The organism is Methylovulum miyakonense HT12 (assembly GCF_000384075.1).
In the GTDB taxonomy this organism is placed as follows: Bacteria; Pseudomonadota; Gammaproteobacteria; order Methylococcales; family Methylomonadaceae; genus Methylovulum; species Methylovulum miyakonense.
The window spans coordinates 1113792-1129397 of the sequence record NZ_KB913025.1 but is presented as its reverse complement, the minus strand read 5'-3'; the positions used below and the strand labels follow the sequence as shown (position 1 = coordinate 1129397).

At 50.1% G+C, this 15606-nt stretch carries 13 protein-coding genes; 9 read left to right on the top strand and 4 right to left on the bottom strand.

From position 1 onward, the window contains the following. Nucleotides 1–128 precede the first annotated feature (128 nt). Nucleotides 129–743, top strand: a complete 615-nt coding sequence (gmk, locus tag METMI_RS0105870) for a guanylate kinase (protein ID WP_019865336.1) — start codon at nucleotides 129–131, stop codon at nucleotides 741–743. Nucleotides 744–790: 47 nt separating this feature from the next. After that, nucleotides 791–2104, top strand: a complete 1314-nt coding sequence (rimO, locus tag METMI_RS0105865) for a 30S ribosomal protein S12 methylthiotransferase RimO (RefSeq protein ID WP_029151503.1) — start codon at nucleotides 791–793, stop codon at nucleotides 2102–2104. Nucleotides 2105–2422: 318 nt separating this feature from the next. Here the strand turns inward: rimO and METMI_RS28390 are convergent, their stop codons facing one another. Continuing rightward, nucleotides 2423–4327 (bottom strand): DCC1-like thiol-disulfide oxidoreductase family protein, encoded by a 1905-nt coding sequence (locus METMI_RS28390; protein ID WP_019865334.1) that lies wholly within the window; start codon nucleotides 4325–4327, stop codon nucleotides 2423–2425. Between the two features lie 133 nt (nucleotides 4328–4460). Further along, nucleotides 4461–4592, bottom strand: coding sequence for a hypothetical protein (locus tag METMI_RS28120; RefSeq protein ID WP_019865333.1), 132 nt, complete (start codon nucleotides 4590–4592; stop codon nucleotides 4461–4463). A 326-nt stretch (nucleotides 4593–4918) separates the two neighbouring features. On the opposite strand from METMI_RS28120, the gene METMI_RS0105850 reads away from it, so the two are divergent. Beyond that, nucleotides 4919–5308: a hypothetical protein gene (locus METMI_RS0105850; protein WP_019865332.1), complete on the top strand. Its 390-nt coding sequence runs from the start codon at nucleotides 4919–4921 to the stop codon at nucleotides 5306–5308. A gap of 25 nt (nucleotides 5309–5333) precedes the next feature. Then, the gene (locus METMI_RS0105845) at nucleotides 5334–5777 is read left to right on the top strand and encodes a hypothetical protein (RefSeq protein ID WP_019865331.1); all 444 of its coding nucleotides are present in this window, start codon (nucleotides 5334–5336) and stop codon (nucleotides 5775–5777) included. Between the two features lie 91 nt (nucleotides 5778–5868). Here the strand turns inward: METMI_RS0105845 and METMI_RS0105840 are convergent, their stop codons facing one another. Then, complete coding sequence (locus METMI_RS0105840; protein ID WP_019865329.1) at nucleotides 5869–6057, bottom strand: DUF2970 domain-containing protein; 189 nt, start codon at nucleotides 6055–6057, stop codon at nucleotides 5869–5871. Between the two features lie 95 nt (nucleotides 6058–6152). On the opposite strand from METMI_RS0105840, the gene metH reads away from it, so the two are divergent. From metH to METMI_RS0105810, 5 genes are all read left to right on the top strand, one after another. Continuing rightward, nucleotides 6153–9830, top strand: a complete 3678-nt coding sequence (gene metH, locus METMI_RS0105835) for a methionine synthase (RefSeq protein ID WP_019865328.1) — start codon at nucleotides 6153–6155, stop codon at nucleotides 9828–9830. A 291-nt stretch (nucleotides 9831–10121) separates the two neighbouring features. After that, nucleotides 10122–11336, top strand: a complete 1215-nt coding sequence (locus tag METMI_RS0105830) for an acetate/propionate family kinase (protein ID WP_019865327.1) — start codon at nucleotides 10122–10124, stop codon at nucleotides 11334–11336. Beyond that, the gene (locus tag METMI_RS0105825; protein WP_019865326.1) at nucleotides 11336–13738 is read left to right on the top strand and encodes a phosphoketolase family protein; all 2403 of its coding nucleotides are present in this window, start codon (nucleotides 11336–11338) and stop codon (nucleotides 13736–13738) included. Before METMI_RS0105830 ends, METMI_RS0105825 begins: the two co-directional genes overlap by 1 nt. A gap of 143 nt (nucleotides 13739–13881) precedes the next feature. Next, nucleotides 13882–14328 carry a hypothetical protein gene (locus METMI_RS0105820; protein ID WP_019865325.1) on the top strand — a complete coding sequence of 149 codons (447 nt, stop codon included), beginning with the start codon at nucleotides 13882–13884 and terminating at the stop codon, nucleotides 14326–14328. Nucleotides 14329–14577: 249 nt separating this feature from the next. Further along, a complete protein-coding gene (locus tag METMI_RS0105810; RefSeq protein WP_029151502.1) occupies nucleotides 14578–14916 on the top strand; it encodes a c-type cytochrome in 339 nt (112 codons plus the stop codon). Between the two features lie 77 nt (nucleotides 14917–14993). On the opposite strand, the gene METMI_RS0105805 is transcribed toward METMI_RS0105810, so the two are convergent. Next, on the bottom strand, nucleotides 14994–15581 hold the full coding sequence (locus tag METMI_RS0105805) for a hypothetical protein (RefSeq protein ID WP_019865322.1): 588 nt from the start codon (nucleotides 15579–15581) through the stop codon (nucleotides 14994–14996). Between the last annotated feature and the right edge of the window lie 25 nt (nucleotides 15582–15606).

The window sequence follows — 15606 nt, the reverse complement described above, 5'->3', positions numbered from 1 at the left end:
CTTCTTTATGCTGTGGTTAGTGGGCTTTACGTATAAAATAGCGCGTTTCCCATGAGTCCTTCGCTTTGCTAGGGGAGCGTGTAAGGGCTGATGGGAAATTAATATTGTCCATCGCTTATTGGGTCTTCATGAAAATCGGCACACTTTACATTATTTCGGCACCATCGGGTGCCGGCAAAACCAGTCTAGTCAAACAATTGGTGAAAGATACGGCAAACCTGACGGTGTCCATCTCCCACACCACCCGCCAGATGCGTCCGGGCGAAGAACATGGGCGGGATTATTATTTCGTGTCCGTCGCCGAGTTTCAAGCCATGCTCGCACAGCAGGCCTTTTTGGAACATGCGCAGGTGTTTGATAATTTTTACGGCACGGCGCAACAGACGGTGCAAGATAACCTAAACCAAGGATCGGATGTGATTTTGGAAATAGACTGGCAGGGCGCTAAGCAAATCAAACAGTTGTTACCGGACAGCATCGCCATTTTCATTTTGCCCCCGTCGATTGCGGTGCTGGAACAACGGCTGCGCTCGCGCGGTCAGGATGATGAGCCAGTCATTGCCCGCCGTATGCAGGATGCGGTGGCGGAGATGGGCCATTACTGGGAATTTGATTATCTGGTGGTGAACGATGATTTTGCCACCGCTTTGGCGGAGCTGAAGAGCATCGTCGTTTGCCACCGTTTGCTACGCGGAAGGCAAGTCGTTGAGCATCGGGCATTATTGGCTTCTTTGTTGGCCTAAAATTTTTCGAAAACCATCCTACACTTCATGTTTAACTTTTACTATTTATGACACATACACCTACAGTAGGCTTTATCAGTTTGGGTTGTCCGAAAGCCTTGGTCGACAGCGAGCGGATTTTGACGCAATTGCGCATCGACGGTTACACCATTTCACCGACTTACCAAGATGCCGATTTGGTTGTCGTCAACACTTGCGGTTTTATTGATGCCGCCGTGGAAGAGTCGTTGGACAGCATCGGTGAGGCTTTGGCGGAAAACGGCAGGGTCATCGTCACGGGCTGCTTGGGTGCGCGTGAGGATGAAATCCGTGCCCGTCATCCTCAGGTTTTGAAAGTCACCGGAGCCCATGCAATTGATGACGTGGTCGCGTCAGTGCATGAACATTTGCCGCCACGCCATGACCCGTTCACCAGTTTGTTGCCGCCGCAAGGCGTTAAGCTGACCCCCAGCCATTACGCGTACTTAAAAATATCCGAAGGCTGCAACCACCGTTGCACATTCTGCATTATCCCGTCCATGCGTGGCGATTTGGTCAGCCGTCCGGTCGATGACGTGTTGTTGGAGGCCGAACGCTTGGCGCAAGCTGGCGTCAAGGAATTGCTGGTGGTCTCGCAAGACACCAGTGCGTATGGTTTGGATTTGAAATATCAGCCGCGTGATTGGCGTGGCCGTCAGGTGCAGACGCGTTTTTATGATTTGGCGGAAGCCCTGGGCGATTTGGGCATTTGGGTGCGGATGCACTATGTCTATCCCTACCCTCATGTCGATGAGGTGATCCCGTTGATGGCGGCCGGCAAGATATTGCCGTATCTGGATATTCCGTTCCAACATGCCAATAGCCGCATTTTGAAGCTGATGAAACGTCCGGCGGCAAGCCAGAACAACTTGGAGCGCATTAAGGCGTGGCGGGCGGTGTGCCCTGACATCACTTTGCGCAGCACGTTTATCGTCGGTTTCCCGGGTGAAACGGAGGCGGAATTCGAAGAGTTATTGGCGTTTTTGAGTGAGGCACGGTTGGATAGGGTGGGTTGTTTTGCCTATTCGCCCGTTAAAGGGGCGGCGGCTAACGGATTGCCGGATGCCGTACCAGAAGAAGTCAAACAAGAGCGTCTGGCGCGTTTTATGGCGCATCAGGCGGACATCAGCGCGGAACGCTTGCAACAGCGTATCGGCAGGATAGAAACCGTGTTGGTCGATGAGGTGGTCGAGGAAGGTGCGGTGGCCAGAAGCCGTGCGGATGCGCCAGAGATTGACGGGCAGGTGTTTATTGATGGGGCAACCCACTTGAAGGCCGGTGAGTTTGTGCAGGTCGAACTGGAAGAGGCGGACGATTACGATATGTGGGGGCGGTTGGTTTAAATAGCGGTAAGCCGCATTTTCGATAGGCAACAAAAAACCCAGCCATAAGACTGGGTTTTTTGCTTCAAAGCATTGATTTACAGTTCGATTGAACTAGAAACTTTTTGTTTTGAACCATCTGGATCATCCATACAGCCAGATAAGCCAACAACCATTAATGCCATAGCCAAAAGTGCTAGAATTTTTTTCATAATATTATCCTCCAAAGGGGTTTAACTTATTTTATTTATTGTGCGTCAATGAATGAAAGCACGGGCAATTTATATCATGGCTCAGACATGGATGCAATAATTAAAGTCATCCGGCGTTTAGCTGCAATCATAGCGAATTGATATTATTGGGCAAATCGTAAGTGATTACATTGTTGGTCCACTTGGCCGTTCCAATGGTGACCCATGGGGATGCGAAGTTAAGGTGCAACTGGTCATGCACCCAAAGGGTCGGGGCGTCAATCTTCTTAAGCTGGATATGGAACACGGTGTTGTTCAGGTTCAAGCCAATTTTATGCCCCCAAAAAGCGGTCACTTTCATGATGAATTTCTGTAACCGCACATTGTTGATGGTTGGGGTGACGGCGATGTTCGCCCACATCGAATGTACCCGTCCCCAATTGGGGGCCAATAACCGTCCTTGCCCGTTAACGAATGGCAGCCATTGTTCGTTACCTTGCGGGTCGGTGTAGGTGATGGCCAAGATCCGGTCATAACCGGCAAAATGGTCATGCAAATACAGCGCGTGGGGGGCGATCCCCAAGAAGGTCTGGGATAGGGCTAGAAGCGCGTTGCTGCCTTTCGCCAGCGCATCTGTGAACTGGTTTTGTTTGGTGTCTATATCGAGGCGATAGACAATGCCATAGTGGATGGTGCTGTTCAATTGCAGCACTAGGATGGCAATAAGGATTTTGCTTAGCCGCCGGGCAACGGCTTTCGGTTTTTGAGCCGCCATTTCGACAAAATAGCGTTGATACCAAGTGCCGTTAGGTAGTGGCGCAACCACCAGGCATTCTGTATCGCACCCAACGCGGCTACGGGCGTCGGCAATGGCGCGGTACTTGTTCTTTGCCAGCGTGTAAATGCCAGGTAGCCGTAAAATTGCACCGACAATCGCCAGCCACCGCATTTTCAGGCAAATTTGAATGTAAGTGTCAACACCGGAATAAATGCGCTGCTGCGTATCCAACGCGTACAAATCGGTCAGCAAGGTTTGCGGGCTGATTGCCGCCATTGCCGGGTATTGTTCGGCATAGTCCTGGGCATTTTTAAAGTCAATGCACTTGAAAATATCAAAGTGGTTCAAAATAAGCACGGTGCGGTTGCATAGCGGGCACTGTTTGTCATAAAACACCGTGAGCGCCGGTTGTTTGGTTGCCAACAGCCGCCCGATTGCCCGCCAAAAACTAAATGGGACAAGCAGGATATAAAATACCAGCATCCCCATGCCAAACGGATAAATGTTCAACGATAAGGTGATGCCCAGATGCAAACCCATGCCGATGAGCAAATAAACAACACGTAGGCGGCGATGGGTAAAAAAGAACATGAATGTAAACTGGAAAACCAAGATTGTGTAGCCTATGATTTTTTCCAGCAGTTCGTTATTCAATAACCAAGACATGTCCAAAGCCGATACATAATAAGGCTGGGTCGATGGTAGCCAAGAGCCTAGGCCATTGCGCCAGTGTTCGGCAAACATTTTATGTATCGCGGAATCAAAATACAAAAATCCCAAGCAAATCAAAACAGGCAGGTAGTAAGCCAAAACCGATACGGTGGTTTGCGGGTAACGGCTGTAATGCGTGAATGGGGTGCTGAGTTTATATCTGAGGTTGTCCAGGGAAAAAGCACGGTCTCCAGGCATAAACAGCAAAAAAAAGTTTGTGCCGATCATGAACAAATCGAAGCCGCCGTCAAAATCCCGTTGCATGGGGGTGAAATTGATAAAAACTAACCAGAAAATATAATTACAGATCAGCGCGGATTGATAACGGTAACCTAAAACTATAAAGCTGGCTATGATGCCCCAAAGGCATAAAAACAGGGTAATGGTCGGAAATTCGACATCTATGAAGGGTATAGGGTCGAAAATCAGGTGGTTGAAATAATAGAGGAAAATTATTTCTTGTAAGGTCACTAAGCCATAGGCCGCACGGAACAGGCCAATGCCAGTAACGGGGACTTGTTTGCCAAGCAAAACAAGGGTCTTTGAGTAGATCAGATTATACATTTCGGCATTTTGAAAAAATGTACGAATTGTAAGGTAATTTAGGGGAAAATGTGGAAAATCTTTAAAAAACTAAGGCCGCTAACATCTCAATGATTGTTAGCGGCCTTAAGTTATTGGGCGGGCTTGTAACGGCTTATTTTTCGTCGTCTGGGTGTTCAGCAAATACCCATTTTACTAAGAAATAAACAGCAGCGATAACTACAACCGCGCCCACCATGCCAGCTGGCTCTTTTAACATTGAAGTGAGATCTAAGATGAACCCCATGGATGTCCTACCTGTAATTTTTCGTTTTTAGAAATTGCTAGATTCATAGCAAATGGAAGCTACATAATACTTTAGGAGCAATTAATGTCAAGAGCTAATTGCCACTTATTTAGCCTAATTAGCTCATAAAACCTATAGGGTTACATGTGGCTTGCGCGTTTGGGTTGGGGGTGGTTGTGGAATAACCTTGCCTGGATAAAGGTTGTCGTCGGTGATCACCCGGCTTGGTGGATATTCGCCCAGATTGGGAATTTAAAGCTCGATAGCAAGTGTGGTATAGTTTAAACTTCTTGTTTCACGCAGATCATGTTATGAGGACAAGAATAATGATAAAAAAATACATTAAAATACTTCCATTTGTAGCGATGTTATGGGCTTTTTCAGTGCATGCCGAGGTTGCCTTAAAAGATAATTCGGAGATACTGGGGAAATGGAATTTATACGCTGAAGCATCGAAATTGGATGGTGAAAAAAAAGCGGTAAAAATTGAATGGGATTTCAAGGCTGACGGGATGTTGCACACCACGGCAACTGATTCTGTTGGACGGACCAAAGAAATGAAAATAGCCATTAAATATGCGGTTGAAAATGGTGAAATTAAAAAACAGACAAAACTTGGGCAAGAAAAATACGAATCATGCAAAGTAATTAAAAAAGAAGGTTCGGAGATGATTCTTAAGTGCCCGTTTCTGTTCTATTTTTTAACAAAAATATAACTTTATTTAAGAGAAGGGTGTAACTATGATTGGTGCTTTAGTAATGATTCTTGCGGCTATATGGGTTTATCAGTCGGGGATAAAAGCGAAAACAGGTAATATTTTTTTATGGGTAGGTGGTTGCGCGGCGGTTTTCTTGGTGTCGCAAGTCCTGCTGATTGATGCTAACATCTATTTTTTAGAGCTTTTTAGAGGCAGCGAAGGCGATGCCAATTATGAACGCGATATCACCAGTGTCGGCGACCGTAAAAATGAAGGCGGGTTCCAAAGTGGCGGCGGCGTTTTATTGTCTTTGTTCATGGAGCTGATGCCACCTCTTGTTGGTTTTTTGATCGTGGCGGTTATCCGTCTTAAATTCGTCACTAAAGAAAGTTTTTCCGTAGGCAATTTGTTCAGCGGCGTCAGTGAAATGTTCGTAAGCACATTTAAAAGCGTGATGGATACTGTCAAACAAGGCGTAAAAAAATAATTTTTCCAAAACTTGACGTAAATTAAAAGCTCAAGCTTTCTGCTTGGGCTTTTTTTATAAGTATCAGCCGCCCTGTTAGCCATGCAAACAACTATGCCAGCACTGTTGAAACGACAAAAATGATTAAGCCGATAAAAAGTATAGTAAAAGCTACTCCGGCGATGATATAACTTTTTAGCGAGCCTTGGGTAAAGTCCGTTTTCCGGTTCGCCTCGCTTTGTACCCCTATAAAAGCCGCCAAAACACTTTTAATAACTTGGATCATGGTGGGTTTGGTCATGTTTATCTCCGGTAATTGAATCGAAAATAATAGTGTTTGCCTCCCGTTTACGCAATGATTTTATTCAGTCTGCCAATCACCTTAATTTACCCAGAATGAACAAAACAAAATTACTTAAGCAGTTGCTTTCCCAACGCATCCTGTTCCTAGACGGCGCAATGGGCACGATGATCCAAAGCTACAAATTAGAAGAAAAAGATTATCGAGGCTCGCGGTTTGCCAACTGGGACGTGGATCTGAAGGGTAACAATGACTTGCTGACCCTGACCCAGCCCGACATCATCAAAGCCATCCACAGCGCGTATTTTGAAGCGGGCACCGACATTGTCGAGACCAACACCTTCAACTCCAACAGCATCGGCATGGGCGATTACGGCATGGAGGCCTTGGTTTACGAACTGAACGTGGAGGGCGCGAAACTGGCCAAACAGGCGGCGGACGAATACACGCAAAAAACACCCGGCAAGCCCCGTTTTGTCGCGGGCGTGTTAGGCCCGACCAGCCGCACCGCCTCCATGTCGCCCGATGTCAATGACCCTGGTTTCCGCAACATTTCCTTTGACGAATTGGTGGTAACCTACACCGAAGCCACCCGCGGCCTCATTGACGGCGGCGCAGACATTATCCTGATCGAAACCATTTTCGACACGCTCAACGCCAAAGCTGCGGCCTTTGCTGTCGAAAACGTTTTCGATACTTTCGGTTACAAACTGCCCGTGATGATTTCCGGAACCATCACCGACGCCTCAGGCCGCACACTCTCAGGCCAAACCGTCGCCGCATTCTGGCATTCGCTGAAACATATCAACCCGATTTCCTTTGGCTTCAACTGCGCTTTGGGTGCAAAAGAACTGCGCCAGCACATCGAAGAATTGTCCACTATCGCCAACACCCATGTGTCCGCGCACCCGAACGCCGGCTTGCCCAACGCCTTTGGCGAGTACGACGAATCTCCCGAAGCAATGGCGGCGGAAATCGAAGATTGGGCGGTGAGTGGCTATTTGAATATCATCGGCGGCTGTTGTGGCACGTCGCCCGCGCATATCAAGGCGATTGTCGAAGCCGTGCAAAAACACCCGCCGCGTACCATTCCTGACTTACCGAAAAAATGCTTGCTGTCCGGTTTGGAAGCCATGTCCATCGGCCCGGACAGCCTGTTCGTCAACGTCGGCGAACGCACCAACGTCACGGGTTCCGCCGTTTTCAAACGCCTGATTATCGAAGGCAACTTTGAAGCGGCCTTGGACGTGGCGCGGCAGCAAGTCGAAAACGGCGCACAAATCATCGACATCAATATGGATGAAGGGATGCTCGAATCCAAAGAAGCGATGGTGCGCTTCTTGATGCTGATCGCCTCCGAACCCGACATCGCCAAAGTGCCTATCATGCTCGACTCGTCGAAATGGGACATCCTGGAAGCGGGTCTCAAGTGCATCCAAGGCAAAGGCATCGTCAACTCCATTTCCATGAAAGAAGGCGAAGAAGCCTTTATCAAACATGCCAAATTGGTGAAACGCTACGGCGCGGCGGTCATCGTCATGGCCTTTGATGAAGCCGGCCAAGCCGACACCCAGGCCCGCAAAGTCGAAATTTGTACCCGTGCGTATAAGATTTTGGTTGGGCAAATCGGCTTCCCGCCCGAAGACATCATTTTCGACCCCAACATTTTCGCGGTCGCCACCGGTATCGAAGAACACAATAACTACGGCGTGGATTTTATCGAAGCCACCCGCACCATCAAACAAACCCTGCCGCACGCGCTGGTGTCCGGCGGCGTGTCCAACGTGTCGTTTTCGTTCCGGGGCAACAATCCGGTGCGCGAGGCCATCCACGCAGTGTTTTTGTACCACGCCATCCAAGCGGGCATGTCGATGGGCATAGTCAACGCCGGACAATTGGCGATTTATGAAGACATCCCGCTGGATTTGCGCGATGCGGTTGAGGACGTCATTCTCAACAGGCATGACGGCAGCGGCACGGAAAAACTGCTGGAACTCGCGGAAAAATACCGGGGTGACGGCAGCACCAACGAAGCCAAGCCGGAAGAACAGGAATGGCGCAGTTGGCCTGTCTCCAAACGCCTCGAACACGCGCTGGTCAAAGGCATTACTGATTTCATCGACGAAGACACCGAAGCCGCCCGCCAAGAAGCTGAACGCCCCTTGCACGTCATTGAAGGCCCGTTGATGGATGGCATGAACGTAGTCGGCGATTTGTTCGGTGCAGGTAAAATGTTCCTACCGCAAGTGGTCAAATCCGCCCGCGTCATGAAAAAAGCCGTGGCCTATCTAATGCCGTACATGGAAGCCGACAAAGTCGCGGGCGATAGGCAAACCAACGGCAAAATCCTCATGGCGACCGTCAAAGGCGACGTGCATGACATTGGCAAAAATATCGTCGGCGTGGTCTTGCAATGCAATAACTACGACGTGATCGACTTGGGCGTGATGGTGCCGACTGAAAAAATCCTGCAAAGCGCACGGCTGGAAAATGTCGATATTATCGGCCTTAGCGGCCTGATTACGCCGTCGCTCGATGAGATGGTGCATGTCGCCAAAGAAATGCAGCGCCAAGGTTTTACCATTCCCTTGATGATTGGCGGCGCAACGACGTCCCGCGCCCACACTGCAGTGAAAATCGAACCCAACTACACAGGCACAACGGTCTACGTCACCGATGCTTCCCGCGCGGTGGGTGTCGCCAGCAACTTGTTAAGCACGGATTTAAAAGCCGAGTTTGTCGAAGGCCTGCGCGGCGAATACGCCGAAGTGCGCGAACGCCACAAAGGCAAAGAATCGAAAACCAAACAACACAGCATCGAAGCCGCCCGCGCCAATAAATTTAGGGGCTATCATCAGCCAGTAAAGCCTAAATTTTTGGGCGTGAAAGTGATTGATGACGTGAGTTTGGCAACGCTGGCGGAATTCATCGACTGGTCGCCGTTCTTCCAAACCTGGGAAATGGCGGGCAGCTACCCGAAAATCCTGCAAGACGAAGTCATCGGCAGCGAAGCCCGCAAACTGTTCGCCGACGCGCAAGCCATGCTCAAACAAATCGTCGCCGAAAACTGGCTAGGCGCACGCGCCGTGGTCGGCTTCTTCCCCGCCTACAGCGATGAAGACGACGTCATTTTGTACACCGACGAAAACCGCAGCGAAGTTTTGGAAACCCTGCACCACCTGCGCCAACAAAACGTCAAAGCCCCAGGCCGCCCAAATTACTGTTTGTCCGACTTTATCGCGCCCAAATCCAGCGGCGTGGCGGACTACCTCGGCGGCTTTGCCGTCACCACCGGCATCGGCATCGAAACCAAACTGGCAGAGTTTGCCGCTGACAACGACGACTACAGCAGCATCATGCTCAAAGCCCTGGCAGACAGATTAGCGGAAGCTTTCGCCGAATACCTGCATTTGCGCGTCCGTAAAGAGTTCTGGGGTTATGTGGAAGACGAAAACCACGACAACAGCCAACTCATCAACGAAGCTTACCAAGGCATCCGTCCCGCCCCTGGCTACCCGGCCTGCCCCGACCATACCGAAAAGGCGAAGTTGTTTGAATTGCTCAAGGTCACCGAACACACCACGATTGAATTGACCGAAAGTTACGCCATGTATCCTGCCTCAGCCGTCAGCGGTTGGTATTTTTCGCATCCTGAATCGCAGTATTTCAACGTCGGGAAAATTGATAAAGACCAATTGCAAGATTACGCGCGGCGTAAAGGCATTGCCGAAGAAGTTGCGGCGCGGTGGCTGGCGGCGCATTTGCACCATTAAAGGTTTAGGTGGGATGTGCTGGATGTGGATGGCAAAGTAGGCAGGTCAGGAAGGCTCCATCCATATTGTGGCGTTGCCGTGTGGATATTCTGCTGTAGCATTGCGGATGCGTTGAATCCAGTGTTTTTGGGGGCGGGAGATTATTCTGTCCTGCCCGATACAAAACAAGCCTCAATACATATTGTTTACAAATAAGCTTTGTCCCTATGTGCTGATCCTGTTTATTATAGGGTCATCCGAAACGGCATAAAAATTGATGGGCGGCATGATGATGGCAAGCGGTTTGTGTTTATGAGCCTGTTGTTACTGGTGGTTAATGTAGGCAGCACATCGGTAAAAACGCAGGCGTTCGATGTCGGGTTACAGGCTAAAGCCTTACTGGCGGCGGATTATGGGCATGCCGGGTCTGTTGTTATGGATGGCCATGATCTGCATGGCAGGCCAATTGCCGAGCGGTTTGGGCAGGGCATGGATGTTGCCGCAGTATTGGCGTTGGTGCTAGGCCGTTGGCAGCAATGGTTGCAGGCAAGCGGTTCGGTGTTAATTGCGGTTGGGCATCGTATCGTCCATGGCGCCGATTGGTTTGATGCCTTAACGCCCATCAGTCCGGACGTATTGCAGCGGCTTGCCGGGCTTGACCCTTATGCACCCCTGCATAATCCGTTTAACCGCATGGGTGTGGAGCAATCGCTTGACCGGTTTCCGGATGTTGCCCAGTTCGCCTTATTTGATACTGCGTTTCATCGTAATCTCCCCGATGTTGCAAAGCGTTATGCCATCCCTGAATGGTTGTCATCGGCAGTGGCTTTTTATCGCTACGGGTTCCATGGGCTTTCTTGCCACCACAGCTTAATGGCCGCCGCGCAATTATTGGCTACCGAACCCTCTAAGCTTAATTTGATTGTCTTGCATTTAGGCGGGGGGAATAGTGTCACCGCCATTCGTGAGGGGCGCAGCGTGGACACTTCCATGGGGTTTTCCCCCACTGAAGGTCTGATGATGGCAGGCCGTTGCGGGGACATAGACCCGATGATCCTTTTGACATTGCTGAGGCAAGGCATGCCTTTGGATAAATTGGATGATGTGCTGAACCATCAAAGCGGATTGCAAGGCATTTGCGGGGATGGGGACATGCGCAGCATATTGCAAAGGTCAGGGCAGGGCGACCACCAAGCGGCATTGGCCATCGAGATGTTTTGTTACCGTATCAAAAAATATATTGGCGCCTATTGCGCGATCTTGGGGGAAGTGTCCGCGCTGGTTTTTACGGGCGGAATCGGCGAACATGCCGCAGAGATCCGCCAGCGGGTAGTCGGCGGTTTGGAGCCGCTGGGGTTTGCCTTGAATGACGTTGCCAATAAAAATATCAAGCACAACGGCGACATAAGCGATGCGGCCAGCCGCTCGCGCATTTTGGTGATCCATGCCGAAGAAGAGCGTGTTTGCGCCAGACAGATGTTAACATTTCTGGGCCAAGTGTCCGACGATAAAAACGAGGAAGCATAATGGAATCTAACAATCACGACCTGAGTTTGTCGGCTGAAATGCTGGAACGCATGAATGCATATTGGCGGGCCGCCAATTATTTGTCAGTCGGGCAGATTTACCTATTGGATAACCCGCTGCTGAAAGAGCCATTGAGGCTGGAACATATCAAAACGCGTTTGCTGGGGCATTGGGGGACGACCCCCGGGTTGAACTTTATTTATGTGCATATCAATAGGCTGATCAAAACGCGTGACCTGAATATGGTTTTTATCTGCGGGCCCGGCCATGGCGGCCCTGCGATGGTGGCGAACAGTTGGCTGGAAGGCACGTACAGCGATTATTATCCGAGCATATCGCAAGATAAAGACGGCATGAAAGCGTTGTTTAAGCAGTTCTCTTTTCCGGGTGGTATCCCTAGCCATGTCGCGCCGGAAACCCCAGGCTCCATCCACGAAGGCGGCGAGTTAGGCTACGCTTTAAGCCATGCTTACGGCGCGGTGTTCGACAACCCTGATTTGGTCGCCTGTTGCGTGGTCGGTGATGGCGAGGCTGAAACAGGCCCGATGGCGGCGGCCTGGCATTCCAATAAATTCCTCAATCCTAAGCGTGACGGCGTGGTGTTGCCGATCCTGCATTTGAACGGCTATAAAATCGCCAATCCGACCATTCTGGCGCGAATTGAAGAAGACGAGCTGATCCAGCTGTTTGCCGGTTACGGTTACCGGGCTTATCTGGTCGAAGGCCATGACCCTGAAATAGTCCATACCCGCATGGCCAGCGTCCTCGACCAATGCATGGCGGAAATTGCCGCCATCCAACACCAAGCCCGTACGGGCGATTTGCCGATTACCCGGCCTATTTGGCCGATGGTCATTTTACGCACGCCCAAAGGCTGGACGGGGCCCAGCGGTGTCGATGGTAAAAAAACCGAAGGTTTTTGGCGGTCGCACCAAGTGCCGTTGGCCAATTTGGCAGAAAACCCAGAGCACATTGAACTGCTCGAACGTTGGCTGAAAAGTTACCGTCCTGAAGAATTGTTTGACGACCAAGGCCGGCCCATGCCGGAATTGCTGGAACTTGCGCCTATCGGGCAACGGCGTATCGGCGATAATCCCCATGCCAACGGCGGTTTGTTGTTACGCGATTTGCGCCTGCCGGATTTCCGTAATTACGCGGTTGACGTGCCTTCGCCAGGTGCCGTCAACGCCGAAGCCACGCGGGTGATGGGTCGGCTATTGCGTGATGTCATGCGCAATAATTTGGAACAAGGCAATTTTCGGGTTTTTGGCCCCGATGAAACGGCATCAAACCGTTGGGATGATATTTTTGATGTGACTTCACGGGTCTGGATGGAAAAAATCTTGCCGGAAGACACAAACCTTAGCCAAGACGGGCGGGTCATGGAAATCCTTAGTGAACACACCTGCCAAGGCTGGCTTGAGGGGTATTTGCTGACCGGGCGGCACGGCTTTTTTTCTTGCTATGAGGCGTTCATCCACATTGTCGATTCCATGTTCAACCAACATGCGAAATGGCTGAAGACCTGCAACCGTATCCCGTGGCGGCGGCCCGTCGCATCCTTGAACTATTTGCTGACGTCACACGTTTGGCGGCAAGACCACAATGGTTTTTCCCATCAAGACCCTGGTTTTATAGACCATGTCATCAATAAAAAAGCTGAAGTCATCCGCGTGTATCTGCCGCCTGATGCCAACACCTTGCTGGTTGTGACCGACCATGTTTTGCGCAGCCGCAATTATGTCAATGTCATTGTGGCCGGCAAGCAGCCCTCGCCGCAATGGTTGACGATGGATGCGGCGGTCAAGCATTGCGAAGCCGGGATCAGCGTTTGGGAATGGGCCAGCAATGATTGTGGCGTCGAGCCCGATGTGGTCATGGCCTGCGCCGGCGATGTGCCGACCTTGGAAACACTGGCGGCGGTGGATATTTTGCGTACGAAAGTGCCCGATTTGAAAATCCGCGTGGTCAATGTCGTCAATCTGATGCGCCTGCAACCCACCAGCGAACATCCTAATGGCTTGTCCGACAAAGATTTTGATGAAATCTTCACCAAAAACAAGCCGATTGTGTTCGCTTATCACGGCTATCCTTGGCTGATACATCGCCTGGCTTACCGGCGCACCAATCACCAGAATTTACATGTCCGGGGCTATAAAGAAGAAGGCACCACGTCCACGCCTTTTGACATGGTGGTCATGAACGACATGGACCGCTTCCATCTGGTGGCCGACGTGATTGACCGTGTGCCACGCCTTGCCCCCCAATCGGTTTATCTCAAACAATACATCCGTGACAAGCTGATCGACCATAAGCATTATATTTACAAGCATGGCGAAGATATGCCGGAAATCCAAAACTGGCAATGGCCGGATGGCTTTGAAAAAGAGCCGGAGGCATAGCCATTGTGGCAATACTGTGCAAGCCAAAAGCATTAAGCCGTCATTAAGAATCGGCAGCCTATGATTTGCCCGCATTGTCTGTTTACGCAAGGCGTTTACGGGCATTTGGACAAATCAGTCACTTTATTTTAAGGAAGGTTGTTATGAAAAAACTATTATTGTTGGCGTTAGCAGTCACTGCGTTATGGTTTAGCGCGGCATACGCCTCGGGTGGGTATGGGTACGGTGGCGAATGGGGGGAGCACCATGGGCATCATCACGGGAACCCTCATTGGCGTCCCCAATATCGGGAGGTCATCCAATATTATCCCCCGCCCCGCCCTTATTACCGCGAGGTCATCCAATATTACCCGCCGCGTCCCCGGCCTTATTACCGCGAAGAAATCCGTTACTACCAGGAGCCCCGTCCACAACCCTACCCTTATTACCAACAACATTACCAACCCAATGATCCGCGTTCGGTTTCAGGTTTGGCGGCCGGGGTGATTGGTGGGGCCATGGGTTACCAGTTCGGTGGCGGTGACCCGTTGGCGGCAGGGATCGGTGCGGCGGCGGGGGCTTATCTTGGCAATGGCATGGACGGCAGGTAATGGCTCATGGCAACCTGTATCCCGTGGTTAGGTTATGGCACTGTTTTTGTGGTTAAAGGAAACTATTGCTATCGGTTATTTCAAGTGGCTTTGCTGCCGGCTTTTGCCGTACACGCCAATAATTAAAAATATCAATAAAAGCATTGAATTTTTCGGCCAAATTCCATATTCTTTACGGGTTTAACTTTCCGCCGGACTGTAATCACTTTTAAAGCAATACAGTTCTTTTTTAACATAAGAGAGGTCACCATGAAAAAAACACTAATAACAGCAGCTGGTATTGCTTTAATCGCGTTGAGCGGACAAGCTATGGCCGATGAGCAATTGGAAATCGGTAAAAAAATCTATGAACGCGCGTTTGGCCGTGGTTGCGGCACTTGCCACGACATCGCTTCAAACCCACAATTGACCGCTTTGATCAAAGCTGGCCAATTGGATCGGGCAAAGTTTGAATCAGTATTGAAAGAAGGCAAAGGCGGCATGCCAAAAGCCATCGCAGAAATCATGAAACAACCTGCGGTTGCTAAAGCGGGTTATGGCGAAGACCAAGCGGTTGACGCGTTGTACAAATATCTGGAATCAAAATAAGCCACGCTGGTTGTTGGCGTAAAAAAAAAGCCGCCCCAGTCATCCTGGGGCGGCTTTTTTATGCGAAAAAACTAATGTTAATGTTTGCCCAGATAACGGATGATGCTTTCTTTTAGAGGCAGTTTTTTTATGTTCCTGATCCAGATGCCTACCACGGCGGCTATCATTAAGCTGCAAGAAGCCAATGTCCAGTAGATCAGGCGTTTCAATTGGGACATTTCTTGCATGAGCTGCAAATTTGAAACGGTGGCGGGGGCTGGCTTGACGGGTTCTGAATAGGTACGGAGGATTTTTATCTCGCTTTTGAGATCCTCAATAGTCCCTAAGGATGCGTTCAGCGTACCTGACCGTAGGCTTTCTTCCAACATCCTGAGTTTGCTTTCTATCGAACCACTGACCAATCCCACCATTTGGCCCTTAAGGGCATTAACCTCGGCCGACAATTGCGGGTTGGCGGTAGTGGCGTCCGTTTCCGTAGCGGTCACCTTTTCATAATTGGCTAAAAAATCATTACCAGGAAGCAATAAAAAGCCAGCGATAAAAATAACCGTCATGAGGAAAAATACGCCTTTCAATAACCATCGGTTGGCTTTCATCAACTGTTGGTGTGACGGGATATTTTGCAAGACAACAAGTTCTGACGGTATTTTCTGTTTCTGGCTCATTTTTAATTTCCTCTCGGAGCGGACA

What these genes read in the sequence shown, in the direction of transcription:
- gmk (WP_019865336.1), top strand. Translation starts at nt 129, where the DNA reads ATGAAAATCGGCACACTTTACATTATTTCGGCACCATCGGGTGCCGGC.
- rimO (WP_029151503.1), top strand. Translation starts at nt 791, where the DNA reads ATGACACATACACCTACAGTAGGCTTTATCAGTTTGGGTTGTCCGAAA.
- METMI_RS28390 (WP_019865334.1), bottom strand. Translation starts at nt 4,327, where the DNA reads ATGTATAATCTGATCTACTCAAAGACCCTTGTTTTGCTTGGCAAACAA.
- METMI_RS28120 (WP_019865333.1), bottom strand. Translation starts at nt 4,592, where the DNA reads ATGGGGTTCATCTTAGATCTCACTTCAATGTTAAAAGAGCCAGCTGGC.
- METMI_RS0105850 (WP_019865332.1), top strand. Translation starts at nt 4,919, where the DNA reads ATGATAAAAAAATACATTAAAATACTTCCATTTGTAGCGATGTTATGG.
- METMI_RS0105845 (WP_019865331.1), top strand. Translation starts at nt 5,334, where the DNA reads ATGATTGGTGCTTTAGTAATGATTCTTGCGGCTATATGGGTTTATCAG.
- METMI_RS0105840 (WP_019865329.1), bottom strand. Translation starts at nt 6,057, where the DNA reads ATGACCAAACCCACCATGATCCAAGTTATTAAAAGTGTTTTGGCGGCT.
- metH (WP_019865328.1), top strand. Translation starts at nt 6,153, where the DNA reads ATGAACAAAACAAAATTACTTAAGCAGTTGCTTTCCCAACGCATCCTG.
- METMI_RS0105830 (WP_019865327.1), top strand. Translation starts at nt 10,122, where the DNA reads ATGAGCCTGTTGTTACTGGTGGTTAATGTAGGCAGCACATCGGTAAAA.
- METMI_RS0105825 (WP_019865326.1), top strand. Translation starts at nt 11,336, where the DNA reads ATGGAATCTAACAATCACGACCTGAGTTTGTCGGCTGAAATGCTGGAA.
- METMI_RS0105820 (WP_019865325.1), top strand. Translation starts at nt 13,882, where the DNA reads ATGAAAAAACTATTATTGTTGGCGTTAGCAGTCACTGCGTTATGGTTT.
- METMI_RS0105810 (WP_029151502.1), top strand. Translation starts at nt 14,578, where the DNA reads ATGAAAAAAACACTAATAACAGCAGCTGGTATTGCTTTAATCGCGTTG.
- METMI_RS0105805 (WP_019865322.1), bottom strand. Translation starts at nt 15,581, where the DNA reads ATGAGCCAGAAACAGAAAATACCGTCAGAACTTGTTGTCTTGCAAAAT.